Annotated in this window: 15 protein-coding genes and 1 tRNA gene; 7 read left to right on the forward strand and 9 right to left on the reverse strand. The window is 58.4% G+C overall.

Going from position 1 to position 18,273, the window contains the following annotated elements; all coding sequences use genetic code 11:
- Positions 1 to 35: 35 nt before the first annotated feature.
- From JHL21_RS15235 to JHL21_RS15255, 5 genes are all read left to right on the forward strand, one after another.
- Positions 36 to 1,115 (forward strand): ABC transporter permease, encoded by a 1,080-nt coding sequence (locus tag JHL21_RS15235; RefSeq protein ID WP_169194043.1) that lies wholly within the window; start codon positions 36 to 38, stop codon positions 1,113 to 1,115.
- Positions 1,116 to 1,124: 9 nt separating this feature from the next.
- A complete protein-coding gene (locus JHL21_RS15240; RefSeq protein WP_200214376.1) occupies positions 1,125 to 2,078 on the forward strand; it encodes an ABC transporter permease in 954 nt (317 codons plus the stop codon).
- Positions 2,079 to 2,085: 7 nt separating this feature from the next.
- Positions 2,086 to 3,102: an ABC transporter ATP-binding protein gene (locus JHL21_RS15245; protein ID WP_200214377.1), complete on the forward strand. Its 1,017-nt coding sequence runs from the start codon at positions 2,086 to 2,088 to the stop codon at positions 3,100 to 3,102.
- On the forward strand, positions 3,099 to 4,100 hold the full coding sequence (locus tag JHL21_RS15250; protein ID WP_200214378.1) for an ABC transporter ATP-binding protein: 1,002 nt from the start codon (positions 3,099 to 3,101) through the stop codon (positions 4,098 to 4,100). The genes JHL21_RS15245 and JHL21_RS15250 overlap by 4 nt, the downstream gene beginning before the upstream one ends.
- 261 nt (positions 4,101 to 4,361) lie before the next feature.
- A tRNA-Asp gene (locus JHL21_RS15255) sits at positions 4,362 to 4,438 on the forward strand.
- A 266-nt stretch (positions 4,439 to 4,704) separates the two neighbouring features.
- Here JHL21_RS15255 and JHL21_RS15260 read toward each other — a convergent pair.
- The 7 genes from JHL21_RS15260 to urtA form a co-directional block, all read right to left on the reverse strand.
- The gene (locus JHL21_RS15260) at positions 4,705 to 5,040 is read right to left on the reverse strand and encodes an FmdB family zinc ribbon protein (protein ID WP_200214379.1); all 336 of its coding nucleotides are present in this window, start codon (positions 5,038 to 5,040) and stop codon (positions 4,705 to 4,707) included.
- A 9-nt stretch (positions 5,041 to 5,049) separates the two neighbouring features.
- Positions 5,050 to 6,279, reverse strand: coding sequence for a formamidase (gene fmdA / locus JHL21_RS15265; protein WP_200214380.1), 1,230 nt, complete (start codon positions 6,277 to 6,279; stop codon positions 5,050 to 5,052).
- A 34-nt stretch (positions 6,280 to 6,313) separates the two neighbouring features.
- Positions 6,314 to 7,003, reverse strand: coding sequence for an urea ABC transporter ATP-binding subunit UrtE (gene urtE / locus JHL21_RS15270; protein WP_200214382.1), 690 nt, complete (start codon positions 7,001 to 7,003; stop codon positions 6,314 to 6,316).
- Between the two features lie 9 nt (positions 7,004 to 7,012).
- Entirely contained in the window at positions 7,013 to 7,774 is a 762-nt protein-coding gene (gene urtD, locus JHL21_RS15275; RefSeq protein WP_200214384.1) for an urea ABC transporter ATP-binding protein UrtD, read from the reverse strand.
- 11 nt (positions 7,775 to 7,785) lie between these two features.
- Entirely contained in the window at positions 7,786 to 8,967 is a 1,182-nt protein-coding gene (gene urtC, locus JHL21_RS15280) for an urea ABC transporter permease subunit UrtC (protein WP_200214386.1), read from the reverse strand.
- 12 nt (positions 8,968 to 8,979) lie between these two features.
- A complete protein-coding gene (urtB, locus tag JHL21_RS15285; RefSeq protein ID WP_199530520.1) occupies positions 8,980 to 9,906 on the reverse strand; it encodes an urea ABC transporter permease subunit UrtB in 927 nt (308 codons plus the stop codon).
- A gap of 70 nt (positions 9,907 to 9,976) precedes the next feature.
- Positions 9,977 to 11,239 (reverse strand): urea ABC transporter substrate-binding protein, encoded by a 1,263-nt coding sequence (urtA, locus tag JHL21_RS15290; RefSeq protein WP_200214387.1) that lies wholly within the window; start codon positions 11,237 to 11,239, stop codon positions 9,977 to 9,979.
- 235 nt (positions 11,240 to 11,474) lie between these two features.
- Between urtA and JHL21_RS15295 the strand changes: the two genes are divergently transcribed.
- Positions 11,475 to 14,645, forward strand: coding sequence for an ATP-binding protein (locus tag JHL21_RS15295; RefSeq protein ID WP_200214389.1), 3,171 nt, complete (start codon positions 11,475 to 11,477; stop codon positions 14,643 to 14,645).
- Entirely contained in the window at positions 14,642 to 15,544 is a 903-nt protein-coding gene (locus JHL21_RS15300) for a response regulator (RefSeq protein ID WP_200214390.1), read from the forward strand. Before JHL21_RS15295 ends, JHL21_RS15300 begins: the two co-directional genes overlap by 4 nt.
- Positions 15,545 to 15,563: 19 nt before the next feature.
- On the opposite strand, the gene JHL21_RS15305 is transcribed toward JHL21_RS15300, so the two are convergent.
- Both JHL21_RS15305 and JHL21_RS15310 read right to left on the reverse strand, forming a co-directional pair.
- Positions 15,564 to 17,213, reverse strand: a complete 1,650-nt coding sequence (locus JHL21_RS15305) for a hypothetical protein (RefSeq protein ID WP_200214392.1) — start codon at positions 17,211 to 17,213, stop codon at positions 15,564 to 15,566.
- Entirely contained in the window at positions 17,210 to 18,271 is a 1,062-nt protein-coding gene (locus tag JHL21_RS15310; RefSeq protein ID WP_200214393.1) for an ABC transporter ATP-binding protein, read from the reverse strand. The genes JHL21_RS15305 and JHL21_RS15310 overlap by 4 nt, the downstream gene beginning before the upstream one ends.
- Positions 18,272 to 18,273: the final 2 nt, after the last annotated feature.

The raw sequence follows: 18,273 nt of genomic DNA on the forward strand, positions 1-18,273 counted from the left end.
CTTCATCACACTTCTGCTCTTTTAGAAAAAGCCCGATGCTTGGATATGCGATAAAGCGTCTACTGAGCGCCATTCCTGTGCTGTTTGGCATTCTGCTGGTCACGTTCTCACTCTCTCGCCTGATACCCGGCGACCCCTGTAAAGCCATGCTGGGTGACAAGGTCAGCGAAGCGACCTGTATCGAGTTTGAGCGCAGTTTTGGGCTGGATCAGCCTATATGGGTACAATTCTTCTATTATATCCGTGACGTTGCGCAGGGCGACTTTGGCAATTCCATTCGCTTTTCGCGTCCGGTAACCCAGATCATCATCGAGCGTCTGCCGATGACCATGGAGCTGGCACTGTCGGCTCTGGTGATCGCCACGATCTGCGGCATCGCTATCGGCATTTTCGCCGCTCGCCGTCACAACACCGCCGCTGACGTCGGCACCATGGCTATCGCCAATGTCGGTATTGCCATGCCGGTGTTCTGGCTTGGTCTGATGATGGCCTATGTCTTTGGCGTTATGCTCAAAGGTACCCCGTTCTGGCTTCCGCCCTCTGGGCGTTTGACGGCTGGTTTGGTGTCCGTGCCCTTCTATGAGGCATGGGGTTGGGAAATCACCAAGGGCACGTTCTTCGGCCAGATCGCCGAGTTCATCTCCAATTTCTTCATTTTCAATGCGCTGATTACCTTCAACTGGACCGTCTTTAATGACGCGGTCCGCCACATGATCTTGCCTGCAATGGCCGTGGCGACCATTCCAATGGCGGTTATCGCGCGTATGACCCGGTCCTCGCTCCTCGACGTCCTCGGTCGCGATTATGTCCGCACCGCGCGCGCCAAGGGTGTGCCCGACAACAAAGTCGTTCAGCGCCACGCACTTGGCAACGCCATGCTGCCTGTCGTCACCATTCTGGGCCTGCAAATGGGCGCGCTTTTGAGCGGCGCCGTTCTCACCGAAACAGTTTTTGGTTTGGCTGGGGTAGGGCGCATGTTGATGGAGGCGATCTTCGCCCGCGACTACCCAATCGTACAGGGTTTCACTGTGCTCATCGCCACCATTTACGTGGTCGTGAACCTCATCGTGGACCTCTCCTATACCTACCTCGATCCGCGCGTTCGGCCGCAATAGGACCCTGATATGAATAGCCTAAATACTGCAACTGCCAGGGCCGCTGAAATCGTGCTGGAAGAGGGCCTGCTCGGCGATCCAGTGCCGCTATGGAAGCAGACGTGGAAGCGTCTCTTGCGCAAGCGCTCGGCCCAAGTGGGCATGCTCTTCATCGGCTTTATGGTGTTGGTCGCAATCTTTGCCCCGCTCATCGCCCCCTATGACCCCAATCAGGTGCTGCTTGGCGTTGAGGATATCAAACGCCGCGAAGCGCCATGTATCCATATGTTCGGCTGCGATGTTGCCAAGCCCCAGCATTTGATGGGCATTGACGGCAACGCTCGCGACGTCTTTTCCCGTATTGTCTATGGCTCCCGCATCAGTCTGATGATCGGCATTGTCACCGTTTCTGCGGCTCTCGTTATGGGCGTGCTGCTCGGCGCAATCGCTGGCTACTTCGGTGGCTGGCTCGACAACATCATCATGCGCATCATGGACGTCATTCTCGGCTTCCCATCTCTGCTTCTGGCCATTGCCATCGTCGCGGTGTTGGGGCCAGGCATCGTCAACGCGCTATTGGCGATATCCGTGGTCTCTGTGCCCGGATACGCCCGTGTGACGCGGGCCAGCGTGTTGTCGGTAAAGTCACAAGACTTCGTCGCTGCCAGCCGCGTCCTTGGCGCGAGCAAGTGGCGCATTCTGTTCACCCGCGTTCTGCCGAACTCGCTCACCCCGATTGTGGTTCTTGCCACTATGGGCGTCGCTGGCGGCATTCTTGAAGCTGCGGGCCTGAGCTTCCTTGGTCTTGGCGCTCAGCCGCCAATGGCGGAATGGGGCACCATGCTTGGTAGCGAGAAAGACCAGATCTTCTCCGCGCCGCACTTGGTCTTCTTCCCCGGCATCGCCATCGTCATCACAGTGCTCGGCTTCAATCTGCTGGGTGATGGTCTGCGCGATGCGCTCGACCCACGTTTGAACTCGTGAGGCGGCGATGAGCGAACCAATCCTTCAGGTCCGAGACCTCAGCACTCTCTTCACCACGCGCAACGGCAATGCCCTTGCCGTCGATAAAGTCTCCTTTGATTTGAAAGCGGGGGAGACCCTGTGTGTCGTCGGCGAGAGCGGTTGCGGCAAGTCCATTACCGCCCTGAGCATTGCCGGCCTTGTCCCCTATCCGGGCAAGGTCGTCGGCGGCGAGGTCATGCTTGGCGGCATCGATCTGCGCCGGATGACCCCAGCGGAAACCTCAAAAATCCGCGGCAATCGCCTGTCGATGATCTTTCAGGACCCGTCGTCTGCGCTGAACCCGGTGCACACCGTCGGGAAACAGATCGCCGAGGTCTATCGCCTGCACAAAGGCATGACCGAGGCCGAGGCCAAAGCGGCTGCCATCAAGCTTCTTGCCGCTGTCGGCATTCCTGATCCTGAGCGCCGCATGAAAGCCTATCCGCACGAAATGTCGGGCGGCATGGCACAGCGCATCATGATTGCAATGGCTCTGGCCTGTCAGCCTGAAGTTCTCATCGCCGACGAGCCAACCACAGCCCTCGACGTAACCATTCAGGCGCAAATCCTTGAGCTGATGCGCGAGCTGCAAAAGGATTTTGGTACTGCCATTATTTTGATCACCCACGATCTGGGTGTCGTTGCCGAAATGGCCGACCATGTGGCGGTCATGTATGCGGGGCAGGTGGTTGAATATGCCGACGTGCGGACCTTGTTCCGCTCGCCTCAGCATCCCTACACCAAAGCGCTTCTGCGCTCGATCCCGAGCATGGATGCCGGGCAGGAGATGCTCGAAGTCATCGAGGGCCGCGTCCCTCAGCTGACGCACCTGCCGCAGGGCTGTCGTTTTGCCCCGCGCTGCACGGCGCGCCGCGAAGTCGATGAGTCGCGCTGCACAAGTCTCGTTCCGGACCTGCTGCCCGTTGCCCCCGATCACCATTCCCGGTGTTGGCTGACGGCGTCGTCCGCTACCGAAATGCATAAACAGGCTGAACTGCTATGACCGCCTTGTTGGAATTGCGCGATGTGAAAAAAGAGTTCGCCGTCACCGGCGGTCTCTTCCAACGCGTCGTTGGCAAAGTCGCGGCGGTGAACTCCGTCAATCTCGCCATCGAAAAGGGCAAAACCCTTGGGGTGGTGGGCGAGAGTGGCTGCGGAAAGTCGACCCTTGCACGCGTTGTTGTCGGCCTTCATCCCGCCACCGGCGGCGAGGTCATCTTTGACGGCAAGCAGATCAACAAGGGCGACGCTGGCGTCAGCTTTGAAGCCAGCCGCCGCATCCAGATGGTCTTTCAGGACCCATACTCATCGCTCGATCCGCGCCTGCCGATTGGTCGGTCAATCGCCGAAGGCCTGGCTGTCCACGGCATCGGCAATGAGGCGAGCCGCCGAAAGGCCGTCGGAGAGATCCTCCAGCGCGTAGGCTTGCCAGCGCAAGCGGCGGATCGTTATCCGCATGAGTTCTCTGGCGGTCAGCGTCAGCGCATCGGCATTGCCCGGGCGCTGATCCTTGAGCCCGAACTTTTGGTCTGCGACGAACCCACGTCCGCCCTCGACGTCTCGGTTCAGGCTCAGATCCTCAACCTGTTGCGCGTGCTCAAGAGCGAGCTGAACCTCACTATGATGTTCATCTCGCACAACCTCGCCGTCGTCCGTCACATCGCCGACGATGTCGTGGTGATGTATCTCGGTCACGTCGTCGAGATGGCCCCATCGGCTGAGCTCTTCGCTAATCCCCGCCACCCCTATGCTCAGGCATTATTGTCCGCGACCCCGGTGGCTGACCCTGACCGTCGGGGCACACGGCTGCGTCTCACGGGCGAACTCCCCTCGCCAATGAACCCACCAGCCGGATGCCCCTTCAATCCGCGTTGCCCATTGGCCAACGATCGCTGCCGCACTGAAGTGCCTAAACTGGCGCAAGCGGGTTCCGCCCGTGTCGCCTGCCACGCCGTCCAAGAGGGGCGGGCCTCTAAGCTGGAAGCCCTTATTCCCGCTTAACCTTGGGCCAAGCACCGCAAAAGCTCATGGCGTCTCCATTGGAGGCGCCATTTTTTCGTGTTCAGGGCAGGGCGTGGCCCTCGCTAAAGCCCCCGCCAAGCCCTTCACGGCGCCCAAAAGTGCCAGCCAAGTGCCAAGGATATGCCCATCGGCGCCACAGATGTTGAAAAGCTTTGAGAATTTTCTTGGGGCCGCTTTACAGGGGCAAATCACGCCCCTATACAGAGCCCACGTTGCGCCGAACGAGAGTTCGTAAGCGCTGCGGGAGTAGCTCAGTTGGTTAGAGCGCCGGCCTGTCACGCCGGAGGTCGCGGGTTCGAGCCCCGTCTCTCGCGCCATTTTCTTTCATTGAAATTGTTGTTCCGAAGTCAGGTTGTCCCTGCCAAGCCCTTGCCCTTTAGTGGCTTTTGGGCAGTCGCAATGTTGCCTGGCATGTCGATCGCTTGAGGCCTGTCATTCGCACAGTTTTGGGCAGTGCGTCACCAAGACGAGTGCGATCCCTTATCGTCTCGCTTCAATAAGTTTTTCTCGTTTCACCTTGTGAAGAATGGTGCCTCCCGGATACTCGTCGGCCAACCGGGGAGGCTTGTTTGGTGTAGGCTCTCTAGTGACTGATCATCCAAGGTCGGGCTGCGGGGAAGCTCTTGGAGCCGTCGGGCCGCACCAAGGTGGAGCGCCCCTTCTTGCCGGTGCTGCTGCAACACGAGCAGCCTGGTCCATGCGCTGATCCACCCCGTTTGGGCTCGTGGCGCGCCCGCTCATTGGTGGCAAAAGCCTGCCGCTGTGAGGCCTCCATGCCCGCAATATAGGGCACTGTAAGAAAAGCCCGCGGCGCGGGCCCTCCACAGCTTGGGCAGGCACAGGGCTCTGCCGATTGGGCCATGGGCCGCACAGCCGAGAACGGGCCGCAGTCCTGGCATTGATAGTCATAATTGGCCATGATGTTCCCCTAGAGGTCGCGCGCCAGCGGCATGTCCACCGAGCCATCGAGGAACTTCTTTGGCCCCTCGGAGCCGGGCATGATGTCGAACTCGAAGATGTCCGTCGGCAGCCATAGTGTGGCGCAGGCATTGGGAATGTCGACCACGCCAGAGATATGGCCCTGCACCGGCGCTGTGCCGAGGATCGAATAGGCCTGAGCGCCCGAGTATCCGAATTTCTTGAGATATTCTATGGCGTTGAGGCAGGCCTGGCGATAGGCCGTGGTGACATCGAGATAGTGCTGGGTGCCGCTCTCGTCGACAGAAATGCCTTCAAAGATGAGGTAGTCATCATATTTAGGGGTGATTGGAGAAGGGCGGAAGATCGGGTTTTTGATCCCATATTTGGCCATGCCGTCTTTGATCAGACTGACGCGAATATGCAGCCAGCCCGCCATCTCGATAGCGCCGCAGAAGGTAATTTCGCCGTCACCCTGACTGAAGTGCAAATCGCCCATCGAGAGGCCCGCACCCTCGATATAGACGGGGAAATAGATCTTGGAGCCGCGGGAGAGGTCCTTGATATCGCAATTGCCGCCGTGTTCACGCGGCGGCACCGTGCGCGCGGCCGTTTTAGCGGCGGCGTCAAAGGCATCGCCCTTGAGCGGGCCAAGATGGGCGGCATTGACCTCTGGGAGTTTGGCGAGCGAGGGGACGCGGGTTGGGTCCGTATCGTTGAGCTTTTTCTCGCGCGTGTTCCACAGATCGAGCATTTTATGATCGGGCAGGCAGCCGATCAGGCCGGGGTGTATGAGGCCTGCATATTTTACGCCCGGTATATGGCGAGACTCGGTGAACATGCCTTTGAAATCCCAGATGGATTTCTGAGCACTCGGAAAATGCTTATCGAGAAAACCGCCGCCATTGTTGACGGAAAAGAAGCCGTTAAAGCCCCAAAGGGAGTCTTCAAAAGCGCCGATGTCGAGAATGTCGACGACGAGCAGGTCGCCCGGCTGTGCGCCTTTAACCCCGATTGGACCTGAGAGAAAGTGGACCTGATTGAGGTCGACATCGCGCACGTCGGCGGCGCTGTCGTCGTTTTTGATCTGGCCGCCAGTCCAGTCATAAGTTTCGACCTTGAAGTCATCGCCCGGCTCGACCCAACAGGCCATCGGAATGTCCGGATGCCAACGGTTGTGGATCTTCTCGTTGGTGTATGGGCTTTCGTTGAGATCGACCTTGATCAGTGTTTCGGTCATGTCTGGTCCTCTTTTAGGCGATGAATGGCAATGGCTAGACGGAAAGAAATGAGGAGACTTTCGCCTCATCGATGCCGGCGCGTGGGCTTTCGTGGACGATCTCGCCATTTTCGATGACCAGCACGCGGTCAGCGATATCGAGCGCAAAGCTCAGCACCTGTTCGGAAACGACGATGGAGAGGCCTTTGTCGTCGCGGATGCGGCGCAGTGTTCGGGCTATCTCTTTGATAATGGAGGGCTGAATGCCCTCGGTGGGTTCATCCAGCAGCAAGACTTTTGGACGTGAGGCCAGCGCTCTGGCGATCGCCAGCTGTTGCTGCTGGCCGCCCGATAGATTGCCCCCGCGGCGTCCCTTCATTTCGAGGAGCACGGGAAAAAGCTCATAGAGGTCGGGCGGCACCTCGCGGTCGTCGGTGACGGTGAGGCCGGTCTCGATGTTCTCTTTCACCGTCATGGTCGAAAAGATCATGCGGCCTTGTGGGACATAGGCGAGGCCAGAGCGGACCCGGTCGAAGCTTTCGGCGGTCTCCACCAGCTTGCCGTCAACGGCGATTGTGCCGCTCCGTGAGGGGACAATGCCCATGAGCGATTTCATCAGCGTGGTTTTGCCCATGCCGTTGCGGCCCATGATGGCGACAATCTCGCCGGGAGCGACATCGAGCGAGACGCCGTGAATGACTTCACTCTGGCCGTAGGAAACGCGCAGCTTTTCGATTGCGAGCATGATGGCCTCCTAATGACCGAGATAGACTTCGACGACTTTGGGATCGTTTTGGACATGGTCCATCGTGCCCTCTGAGAGCACCTTGCCCTGGTGCAAGACCGTGACCCGGTGGGCGATGTCTTCGACGAACTTCATGTCGTGCTCGATGACGATCACGGAGTGCTGCTTGATGATGGTGTTGAGCAGCTCAGCCGTTTTGATGCGCTCGGCGACACTCATCCCCGCAACGGGTTCGTCCAGCATCAGCAGTTCGGGTTTCTGGATCAGCAGCATGCCGATTTCGAGCCATTGCTTTTGGCCGTGGCTGAGAATGGCGGCTTCCGTATCGAGGTGATCTTTGAGGAAGATCATCTCCGCGATTTCCTCGACACGGTTGATCACCTCATGATCCCGCCGAAAGGCCAAAGCACCCCAGACGGTTTTACCGCGCGGAAATGAGAGTTCGAGGTTTTCGAAAACCGTCAAATCCTCGTAGATGGATGGGTTCTGAAATTTCCGCCCAACCCCGGTGTGAACGATCTGGTGCTCCTTCATCGCCGTCAGTTCCTTGCCGCGGAAACGGACGGAACCGGATGTTGCTTTCGTTCGACCGCAGATGAGGTCAAGAACGGTTGTTTTTCCCGCCCCATTGGGGCCGATGATGACGCGGATCTCGTTCTCATCGACGTAAAAGGACAGGTCGTTCACGGCCTTGAAACCATCGAAGGACACGGTGAGGCCTTCGACTGCGAGCAGGAAATCCTTCGGCGCTACGTCTGAAATGAACGTCATAGTTTGGGGTCCTATTCGGCTGCAGCTTGAGAGGGGATGGGAGCTATGGAGGCCACGGGCACAGGCGGCGCTGTGACGGGGATAGTCGGAGCCGGGCGCGGCCGCTCCCGCAGGCGGGCCCAGATCGGCTCGACATAACTCTTCCAAATGCCGGCCAAGCCGTTGGGGAAGGCCATGACTACGGCAATGAAAAGACCGCCCATGGCAAAGAGCCAGAGTTCCGGAAAGCTCTCGGAGAACGTGGTCTTTGCCCAGTTCACCAGTAGCGCCCCGTAGACCGCGCCGAAGATCGACAGGCGTCCGCCGACAGCGCAAAAGATCACCATTTCGATGGATGGAACAATGCCGACAAAGGAGGGCGACATGAAGCCGACCTGGAGGGCGAACATGGCGCCACCAATGGCCGAGAAGGCAGCAGCGAGGCAGAAGACGAAAATCTTGAAATTGGCGACGTCATAGCCCGAGAACCGCACCCGATCCTCCTTGTCGCGCATAGCGATCAGGAGGCGGCCGGCCTTGGAGCCTTTGACGTAAAGAGCGATCAGGATAACGCCCAGCAGCAGCGCTGCATTGACGAAATAGAGGATGAATTTGGCGCTGTCGGTGCGGATATCCCATCCGAGCAGGGTTCGCAGGTCGGTCATGCCGTTGATGCCGCCCGTATACCCCTGTTGCCCAACGATCAGAATGGTCAGAATGGCGGCGATGGCCTGGGTGATGATGGCGAAGTAGACCCCGCCGACCCGGCGTTTGAACATGGCCGCGCCGATGATGTAGGCAAACACTGTCGGGACGACGATGATCGCAAGGATCGTCACGGGGAAGGACTGGAACGGCACCCACCACCAGGGCAGCTCGGTCACCTGGTTCCAATCCATGAAATCGGGGATGCCCGGTGTCGACTGGATGGCCGTGTTTTCCGGCGATGACGCTTCAAGCTTGAGGAACATTGCCATGCAATAGCCGCCAAGGCCAAAGAAGATGCCTTGCCCGAGGCTCAAAATTCCCCCCAAACCCCAGCACAGAACGAGCCCCAAGGCGACGAAAGCATAGGTCAGGTATTTGCCCACGAGGTTGAGGCGGAAGAGATCGAGAGTTAGGGGCAAAACCAGCAGCAACAGCGCAGCGATGACTGCAAAGGCGAGGAGGTCTTTGTTTATCGGGCGTTTGGATGCAGAGGTCGCGAGTGACATAAGAGTGCTCCTTCAGCGACGAATTTTGAGAGTGAACAGCCCCTGCGGGCGCAGCATCAAAATGCCGACCACGGTCAGCAGGGTGAGGACCTTGGCCATGGAGCCCGACAGGAAAAACTCCATTGTCGATTGCGCCTGGCTGATGGCGAAAGCGGAGGCAATGGTGCCGAGAAGGCTGGCAGCGCCGCCGAAAACAACGACCAGGAAGGTATCGACGATATAGAGTTGGCCTGAGGTTGGGCCGGTCGAGCCGATCATGGTGAAGGCCGATCCTGCGACCCCGGCAATCCCACACCCAAGACCAAAGGTCAGACGATCGACCCGCTTGGTATCAATGCCAACAGCACCCGCCATCACCCGGTTCTGAGTCACGGCACGCACTTGCTTGCCCCAACGGGATTTGAACATCAGCAGGAAAACGCTTGTGGCGATCAGTGTCGTCAGGCCCATGACGAAGAGGCCATTGATCGGCACTTCGATGATATCGGTGAGGGGAAGCGATCCCATCATCCAATCGGGCAGGGTGACACCCACTTCGCGCGCACCAAACACCGTGCGGTAGAGCTGTTGCAGAATGAGGCTTAGCCCCCAAGTGGCGAGCAGAGTGTCGAGTGGGCGTCGGTAGAGATGCCGGATCATCGACCACTCCACCAAAACCCCAAGCGTGAAGCTGGCGCAAAAGGCCAAGGCCATGGCGATAAAGAAATAGACTGGGAATAGGGCTGGGACGAAACTGGTAACGAAAAGGCTGACGCCCCAAGTGGTATAGGCACCCAGGATCATGAATTCGCCGTGCGCCATGTTGATGACGCCCATCTGTCCGAAGATGATGGCTAGGCCCAGCGCCATAAGCACGAAGACCGAAAACAAGCTCAGCCCGGCAAAGCCCTGCATCGCCAGGATCGAGAAGAACTGGTCATATGTGTAATCACCGATCATTTGCGCCTCGCTGATTGATGGAGAGTTTGGCGGCCCCTAAAGGGACCGCCGTTGGCGTCAGAAAATCGGCTTATTGGTAGCCTTCTGGGAACGGATCGGGTTCCATCAGGTCGGCGGTTTCGTAGACGACGTCATACTGCCCGTCGGTGCGCGCGTGTCCGATGCGCAACTTGCTCCAGAGGTGGTGATTGTCGTGAACTTTGACGTAGCCTTCTGGGGCGGTGGTCAGTTCAATGCCCGGCGAGGCTTCGCGCACTTTGTCAATGTCAAAGCTGCCAGCCCGCTCGACCGCCGCCTTCCAGAGCCAGGGGCCAAGGTAGGCCGCTTGCGTCACGTCGCCGATGACGATGCCGTCGCCCCAGCGCTCCTTGAACGCCTTGACGAAGGCGGCATTGTTGTCGTTCTCGATCGATTGGAAGTACTTCATCGCGGCATAGGCTCCGACGATGTTCTCGCCACCGATGCCGAGGATTTCGTCTTCCGTCACCGAAATGGTGAGCAGCAGTGGCGCTTCCTTGGTGAGGTCGATGCCGGCGGCCTTGAGTTGCTTGTAGAAGGCCACATTTGAGCCACCAACGACGATGGCATAGATGACGTCTGGCTTGGTCAGCTTGATCTTGTTGATGACCGAATTGAATTGGGTATGTTCGAGCGGGTAATATTCCTCGCCGACGACCTTGAGCCCCTTCATCTCGATATGCTTGCGGGCAATCTTGTTGGAGGTGCGCGGCCAGATATAGTCTGAGCCCAACAGGTAGAAGCTCTTTGCGCCCTTGGTGTCGACCACCCAATCAATGCCCGCAAGGATCTGCTGGGTTGCTTCTTGGCCGGTGTAAATGACGTTCGGGCTCTCTTCGAGACCTTCGTAGAAGGTGGGGTAGTAGAGCATGCCGTTATATTGCTCGAAGACGGGCAGCACTGCCTTGCGCGATGCCGAGGTCCAGCAGCCCATGACGGAGGCTACCTTGTCCTGAACGAGCAGCTTCTTGGCCTTCTCGGCAAATGTAGGCCAATCGGAGGCGCCGTCTTCCTGAATATACTTGATCTGGCGACCGAGAACGCCACCAGCGGCGTTGATTTGCTCGATGGCAAGGATTTCCGCCTGCACCGAACCGGTCTCGGAAATCGCCATGGTGCCGGTCACCGAGTGGAGGATGCCCACGGTCACATCTGTATCGGTGACGGCGAGGCCGCTGGTATTGACTGCGGCCGTCGATGTGTCGGCGAAAACGCGCGTCGAGCCCAGCATGCCCAGCGCTGGAATGGTTGCCATTGCCGCCAAGAGTTTGCGGCGGTTGAGTTTGAAGGGGCCTTGGCCCGTTGCATCAGTCATTGAAATGCCCTGTCCCTGTTCGCGGCTGCGGCGGGTTTCACCAGCAACTGAGCAAGGATTGGGCATTTTATTGCTTTGCCTCTCAACGGGGCATTTGACGTATTCCAGTGCGCGAGATTTCCCCCTAGTCTGCGTTATGTCGCGAGCGATCTGAGGGACGATACCCTCGCGACTACGATGAAATGCGAATGGCACGATACCCGAACGCGGTGGGGGCGCTCGGTTGGGAGAAACGATGACGGCGCATCCGAAAGTGACGCGGGTACGGCGGACCTACAATAAGTGGGTCGCCAATCAGACGCTGGAAGACTTTGCCCTGCGCTTTACCGCACAGAAGGTGCGTCGCTGGTCGCCTGCACGCATCGCTAACACAGCGATAGGGGCAGCATCCTTCCTTGCCCTGGAAGCAATAGGCGGGGCACTGACGCTCAATTACGGCTTCGACACCACCGCTTGGGCCGTGCTCACAACCTGTCTCATCATTTTTTTGATGGGCATACCCATCGTCTATAACGCTGCCAAATACGGCGTCGACATCGATTTGCTGACCCGTGGCGCTGGCTTTGGCTATCTCGGCTCAACCATAACCTCGCTGATCTATGCCAGCTTCACCTTCATCTTCTTTGCCATTGAAGCGGCCATTATGGCGACGGCGCTGGAGCTCTGCTTTGGCCTGCCGCTGACCATTGGCTATTTTGTCAGCGCGCTCGTCGCTATTCCACTCGTGACCTATGGGATCACGCTGATCAACCGCTTCCAAATGTGGACGCAGCCCTTTTGGCTGGTTCTGCAAATCCTGCCCTTTGTCTTCATCGGCGCGCAAAGCATGCCGTCGGTGCGGGAATGGACCGGCTATACCGGCCTAATGGGCGAGTTGGATGGGAGTTTTAATCTCTCGCTGTTCGGCGCGGCGTCGGCGGTCATGTTTGCGCTGGTCGCTCAAATTGGCGAGCAGGTGGACTATTTGCGGTTTCTCCCGCGCTCGACGCACAAAAACCGCCTGACCTGGTGGATAGCGCTCATCGGCGCCGGTCCGGGGTGGATCATTATTGGTGGCATCAAGGTCATGGCCGGATCGTTCCTAGCCTACTACGCCTTCAGACATGGCGTCGCCTTCGAGAGTGCTGCCGAACCCACGCAAATGTATCTCATGGTCTTTGGTCAAATGCTGGCCAGCCCCGAACTGGCGCTGGCAGCGACAGGTATTTTCGTTGTCGTCTGCCAGCTCAAGATCAATGTCACCAATACCTATGCAGGCTCGATCGCGTGGTCGAACTTTTTCTCGCGCCTGACCCATAGCCATCCGGGCCGGGTGGTCTGGGTGGTCTTTAACGTCTTGATTGGCCTGATGCTAATGCAGTTCGGCATCTATCGAGCGCTTGAGCAAATCCTCGGGCTCTACGCCATTCTCGCCATTGCCTGGCTTGGGGCCATTGTCGCCGATCTCGTGATCTGCAAGCCGCTCGGACTGTCGCCCCGCCATATCGAGTTTAAGCGCGCCCACCTCTATGACATCAATCCAGTTGGCTTTGGCTCGATGCTGATTGCGGTGGCTTTGGCTGTCTTGTCCTATTTGGGCGTGTTCGGAGACGTAGCGGCTGCGCTCTATTCCTATGTCGCTCTGGTGTCGGCCATGGTCTTTGTGCCGATCATCGCGCTGCTAACCGGTGGGCGTTATTATATCGCGCGCGAGAGTGAGCTTTCGGCGCGCAGCGGTGAACCCATTCAGTGTCACGTCTGTGAGCACAGCTTTGAGCCCGAAGATATGGCTCGGTGCCCTGTTTACGGCGGCCCGATCTGCTCATTGTGTTGCTCGCTCGATGCCCGTTGCGGCGACCGCTGCAAGACCGATGCTCGAATTTCCGATCAACTCTCGACCGTGGTCACGAAACTCTTTCCCGCGCCCATTGCCCGCGCCCTCCGCAGCAGGCTGGGGCACTATCTGTTCCTAATGGCAATCGTTGGGGCGCTGATGGCGGCCGTTCTGATGGTGTTCGCCTATCAGGCCACGCTGGATGGGCTTTTGGCGCGCGCGGCCATCGATTCAATTCTGACAAAACTGTTCGTCGTTTTCTTCATTATCACGGGTATTGTTATCTGGCTTTTTGTCCTCAACCGCGAGAGCCGTGACTTCGCCGAAGAAGAGGCGCGGCGCCATACCGCTTTGCTGGTGGAGGAGATCGAGGCGCATCAAGAAACCGACCGCAAGTTACAGCGGGCGAAAGAAGCCGCTGAATCCGCCAATTTGGCGAAATCGCGCTATGTGACGGGACTGAGCCACGAGTTGCGCTCGCCGCTCAATTCCATTCTTGGCTACGCCCAATTGCTCGAACGGCAGCGCGAGGAGCAACCCATGGTCACGCGAGCCGCCCGCACTATCCTGCGCTCGGGCGAGCATCTGTCGGGGCTCATTGAGGGGCTTCTCGATATCTCCAAGATCGAGGCCGGCAAGCTGTATCTGTTTCGCGACAAGACGGCGCTGCCTGCCAATATCCACCAAATGGTCGAGATGTTCTCCCTGCAGGCGCGGGAGAAAGGGATCGAATTCATCTTTGATCAGCAGACCCCGATCCCCGGCTATGTCTACACCGATGAGAAGCGTCTGAGACAGATCCTCATCAATCTCCTCTCCAATGCAATCAAGTTCACCCAGCAGGGCTCGGTGACCTTACGCATCAGCTACCGGAGCCAGATTGCGACTTTTGAAATTGTCGATACCGGCATCGGCATAGCGGCCGACGAATTGGAGCAGGTTTTTCTTCCCTTCCAACGGGGCAGCTATCCCCCCGGCGCAGAGCCGCAGCCTGGAACGGGACTTGGTCTGACCATCACCAAATTGCTCGTCGAAATCATGGGCGGGGAGCTGACCGTGCGCAGCGAGCCGGGCGTCGGCACCTGCTTTACAATGCGCATGCTGTTGTCTTCCACTTGGATGCCCGACGAGCCCAAGCATTCCACTATTCGCATCACCGGGTACTACGGTCCGCGTCGTTCGATCTTAGTGGCTGACGATGATCCGGCCCAGCGCGAACTCCTCACCGACCTACTCGGCGGACTGGGCTTTGAGCTGTCCACCGTCGCCGATGGCCTTGAGTGTCTCAAGGCGGTGCGAAAGCATAGGCCAGACCTGCTTTTGCTGGATGTGTCCATGCCGGGGCGAGGCGGATGGCAAGTTGCTCGAAAACTGCGCGGCGATATTATGAAGCGATTGCCAATCATCATGATTTCCGCCGATGCTGGAACAGACAGGCGTCAGTCCGAGCATAGTTCGCTTTACGACGGCTATCACATCAAGCCCTTCAAGATTGACGATCTCGTCCAGCAGATCGGCGCAACGCTGGCCCTGCAATGGATTGAAGCCGACGAAGCACTCCCGCCCAACAATGAGGATACGCTGATCAGATGATGACGCCGAGCGCGCCTAAAGTCCTGATTGTCGACGACCAGCCCGAAACGCTGTCCATGCTCTTTGATGCCTTGGAATTTGAGGGCATGGCCCCTCTGAAGGCGGTGGATGGGCGCGCCGCATTGTCCTTAGTCGGTCAGACCCGGCCGGACATCATCTTGCTCGATGCAATGATGCCGGGCATGGATGGGTTTGAGGTGTGCCGCGTGCTCAAGTCGGAAATGGGGTATGCGGACTTGCCCGTTGTCTTCATGACCGGTCGCAATGATAGCGAACATGTGGTCAAGGCTCTCGCCTGTGGCGGCGTTGATTTCGTCCCCAAACCCATCGTCTTGAACGAATTGTTCGCGCGCATGCGCGTTCACTTGGCCAATTCGCGCAAAACGCGCTCAGCGCGCGATGCACTCGACGCCATTGGCCGACCCATTGCTGCTGTTGGTCGCGATGGGGCCATCGCTTGGGCCACCCCTCAGGCACAGGAATTGCTGACCCGTATCGGCCTGCGGTCGGATGAAGGCGCTGCGCTCCCCTGGGAATTGAAGCAATGGCTGGTCGATAGTGAGGGCAGCGAGAGCGCGGCGCGGCTGTACCGGCGCTTTGACCGCGAAGTTGAATTCCGGATCATGGAGCGCGGCAACGAAGGGGCAGTGCTGCTCCGCCTGATTGATCGCGCCATTGGCACGGGCGAGGAACGCCTTGCTGCGGCCTTCGGGATCAGCCTGCGCGAAGCGGAGGTGCTGCTCTGGCTGACCCATGGCAAATCCAACAAGGAAATCGCTGAAATCCTGCAGCTCTCCCCGCGAACGGTGAACAAGCACCTTGAGCAGATTTTCGAAAAGCTCGGCATTGAGAACCGCACGGCTGCAGCAACCATGTCGGTCCGCGTGCTCTGGGATTGATCCGCGCCGCTATAGCGGGTCAGTCATACTGCGGCGGGACCATGCCCGGGTCACGCGTGGTGTTGAATGCTGCGCCGTCGAAGGTAATCTCTTCGTTGGCCGCGGCAGTGATGGCGATTTCCGCGCCGGCATACCAAACTGTCCCGACAACCGTTCTAGCCGTAACGCCGATAACGCTGAGGAGTACGCCGCTCCGATCAAGGCGTATCCGCAGCCCCGCTGGCATTCGGATGTGCAACGCGCCGTTCCGATAGATCTCGCTGCCCTGCGCTACATTGATCAGCTCGTAGGTGTCGCCGTCGATCACTCTGCTATAGGCGGTGTCCCAAGTCTGGTGCTGATGCATGGTCGGTTTGGGGAGAAGGCTTGTGAACCAGACAGAGCCATCCGGTCTTGGCGCGATCCCGCACGTGCGCTCCAGAAAATCAATGAGGCACAGAATGGCCGGGGAGTATTTTTCGGTAAAACCCGCCGCGCCTGTATAGGGATTGAGCGTCTGCGGGAAGCGCTCGGCATGGATCAACGCGTCCAGCACAGGCTGCATGATCCACGTCAGCTCCGTGTGGTGCCCATGATGCTCGAAAGCATGCGGCGTGCGGAGCAGCGTGAGAAAATTGGTGGGGCCATTCCAACTGTTTTGACCCGGATTGGGGTCAAAGCGCGGATCGTCGAGCGCGACGGATGTGAGCGGAAACCGCGCGAAGAATTTTCGCGTATTGAGCAAATAGCGCTTCAGCGCCGTTCGGAAGAGGTCACCATTGCCGATCTCGCAGGCAAGGACACGCAGCAACACATCCGATTGAATGCGAACGTGCCGGTCATTGCGGTCCTTGTCGTAAAAAAGGGCATCCTCGTCATCAAAACACTCTCGGAACAGCGCGTCAGTGCTGGCAGCGGCCTTGCTCGCCCATGCATCGGCATTTTCGCCCAATGTCGCCGCAATGGCCCCAAGGTAGTGCCGCTGGCTGGCAATATTAGCGGTCAGATCGGGGGCGACGAATGGCAAAATGGGGCTATCAGGATCAAAACGCGTCGGATCGTTTTGGAACGGACTATCGGCCACGTGCCAGAAGCGCGAAGACAGGTCGTGCCCAGTGTCGTATGTCGAAAACGCCTCTACGCCGCCGGTCCCCCGCGTATCGCGGTACTCCGCGATCCAGGCATCGTAGCGCGCCATCGCCTCATACATGGTACGTAACCATTCAGTGTCAGGTCTATTGAGGCGTACATGGGTCCAAATGCTGCGCGCCAGTGGCGACACCAGCTGGATCTGGCTAAATTTCGGGCCAGTCGCAGCCGTCATTTTATACGGAAAGAGACCATCATCGCGCTGATGACGGGCAAAGGCCGAAAAGGTTGCCTGCGCGATGCTCGGCAGGAAGCGCGAGAGAATTTCGGCATTGATCGTGCCCGTGCTTTCGAGCCAGCAGCCGTGATAAATCCCGCCCTCGTGCAAAATAGGCGTGTCGTCGGCAGCGGGTCCAATGCAGTCAAACAGTTCGCGCACTGCTTGATTATATCGCGCGGTGAGCCGCTCCGAAGAGGAGACAAAATTGACGCCCGACTTATGCCATTCCTCAAGCAGTTGCTGATGCTCGGCACGGGGCAGTGGCCCCAGCCGGTCGGCCAATGGCAATGAACGCAAAGTCTCAAGCAGAGAGAGGGTCAAAACACGCTCTCAATGCGCAGCCCGTCGACATCAAAGAAATGCATGTCAGCGGGAGAGAATGAAATCGTCAGCTTTTCGCCGCGCTTGTGCGGCGCGTTGCCGGGCGCTTGAACCAGAACACTATTGTTGCCTGGTAGGGAGAGGTGGAGAAAAACCTCACTTCCGAGATATTCGACCAGCGTAATATCGCCCTCGACCGACAAGGCGCCGGCCGCGCCAATCTCGATATGCTCGGGACGAATGCCTACAGTGACAGCTCCGGCCTGCGGAAGTGTAACACTTACCTGACCAATCTTCTCCAGCTCTATCCCCGCAGCTCCAGCTACGCCATTGAAAAAATTCATCTTTGGTGAGCCGATGAACCCAGCAACGAAGAGGTTTCTTGGTCTGTTGTAAAGCTCGTGCGGCGTGCCGATCTGCTCAAGATTGCCTTTGCTCAACACAGCAATGCGTGTCGCCATCGTCATCGCTTCGGTCTGATCATGGGTCACATAGATCATGGTGGTGCGCAGGCGGTTGTAGAGATTGGCCAGCTCGACACGCATCTGCACGCGCAGCTCAGCGTCGAGGTTGGAGAGCGGCTCGTCGAAGAGAAACAGTTGCGGCTCACGGACAATGGCTCGCCCGATGGCAACGCGCTGCTTTTGCCCGCCGGAGAGCTGGCGAGGCTTGCGCTCAAGCAATTCGTTGATCTGGAGAATTCTGGCCGCGTCCGCCACGCGCCGCTCGATCTCATCCTTGGGCATCTTTAAATTGGATAGGCCGAAGGCAAGGTTCTTGCGCACGCTCATATGCGGATAGAGCGCATAGGACTGGAACACCATGGAGAGATTGCGCTGGCTGGCTGAGAGGTCGTTGACGATCCGATCGCCAATGGCGACCGTGCCATCGGTAATCTCTTCCAGTCCCGCAATCATGCGCAGCAGAGTAGACTTGCCGCATCCAGAGGGACCGACCAGCACCAGAAACTCACCATCTTCAATGGCCAGATCAATGCCGTGGATCACTTCCATATTGCCATAGGCTTTGCGGACTTCGCTGAGGGTGACAGAGGCCATGG

This window comes from Devosia sp. WQ 349K1 (genome assembly GCF_016595685.1).
In the GTDB taxonomy this organism is placed as follows: Bacteria; Pseudomonadota; Alphaproteobacteria; order Rhizobiales; family Devosiaceae; genus Devosia.

Coding starts and splice junctions, on each gene's coding strand:
- JHL21_RS15235 (WP_169194043.1), top strand. CDS start 36: ATGCTTGGATATGCGATAAAGCGTCTACTGAGCGCCATTCCTGTGCTG.
- JHL21_RS15240 (WP_200214376.1), top strand. CDS start 1,125: ATGAATAGCCTAAATACTGCAACTGCCAGGGCCGCTGAAATCGTGCTG.
- JHL21_RS15245 (WP_200214377.1), top strand. CDS start 2,086: ATGAGCGAACCAATCCTTCAGGTCCGAGACCTCAGCACTCTCTTCACC.
- JHL21_RS15250 (WP_200214378.1), top strand. CDS start 3,099: ATGACCGCCTTGTTGGAATTGCGCGATGTGAAAAAAGAGTTCGCCGTC.
- JHL21_RS15260 (WP_200214379.1), bottom strand. CDS start 5,040: ATGGCCAATTATGACTATCAATGCCAGGACTGCGGCCCGTTCTCGGCT.
- fmdA (WP_200214380.1), bottom strand. CDS start 6,279: ATGACCGAAACACTGATCAAGGTCGATCTCAACGAAAGCCCATACACC.
- urtE (WP_200214382.1), bottom strand. CDS start 7,003: ATGCTCGCAATCGAAAAGCTGCGCGTTTCCTACGGCCAGAGTGAAGTC.
- urtD (WP_200214384.1), bottom strand. CDS start 7,774: ATGACGTTCATTTCAGACGTAGCGCCGAAGGATTTCCTGCTCGCAGTC.
- urtC (WP_200214386.1), bottom strand. CDS start 8,967: ATGTCACTCGCGACCTCTGCATCCAAACGCCCGATAAACAAAGACCTC.
- urtB (WP_199530520.1), bottom strand. CDS start 9,906: ATGATCGGTGATTACACATATGACCAGTTCTTCTCGATCCTGGCGATG.
- urtA (WP_200214387.1), bottom strand. CDS start 11,239: ATGACTGATGCAACGGGCCAAGGCCCCTTCAAACTCAACCGCCGCAAA.
- JHL21_RS15295 (WP_200214389.1), top strand. CDS start 11,475: ATGACGGCGCATCCGAAAGTGACGCGGGTACGGCGGACCTACAATAAG.
- JHL21_RS15300 (WP_200214390.1), top strand. CDS start 14,642: ATGATGACGCCGAGCGCGCCTAAAGTCCTGATTGTCGACGACCAGCCC.
- JHL21_RS15310 (WP_200214393.1), bottom strand. CDS start 18,271: ATGGCCTCTGTCACCCTCAGCGAAGTCCGCAAAGCCTATGGCAATATG.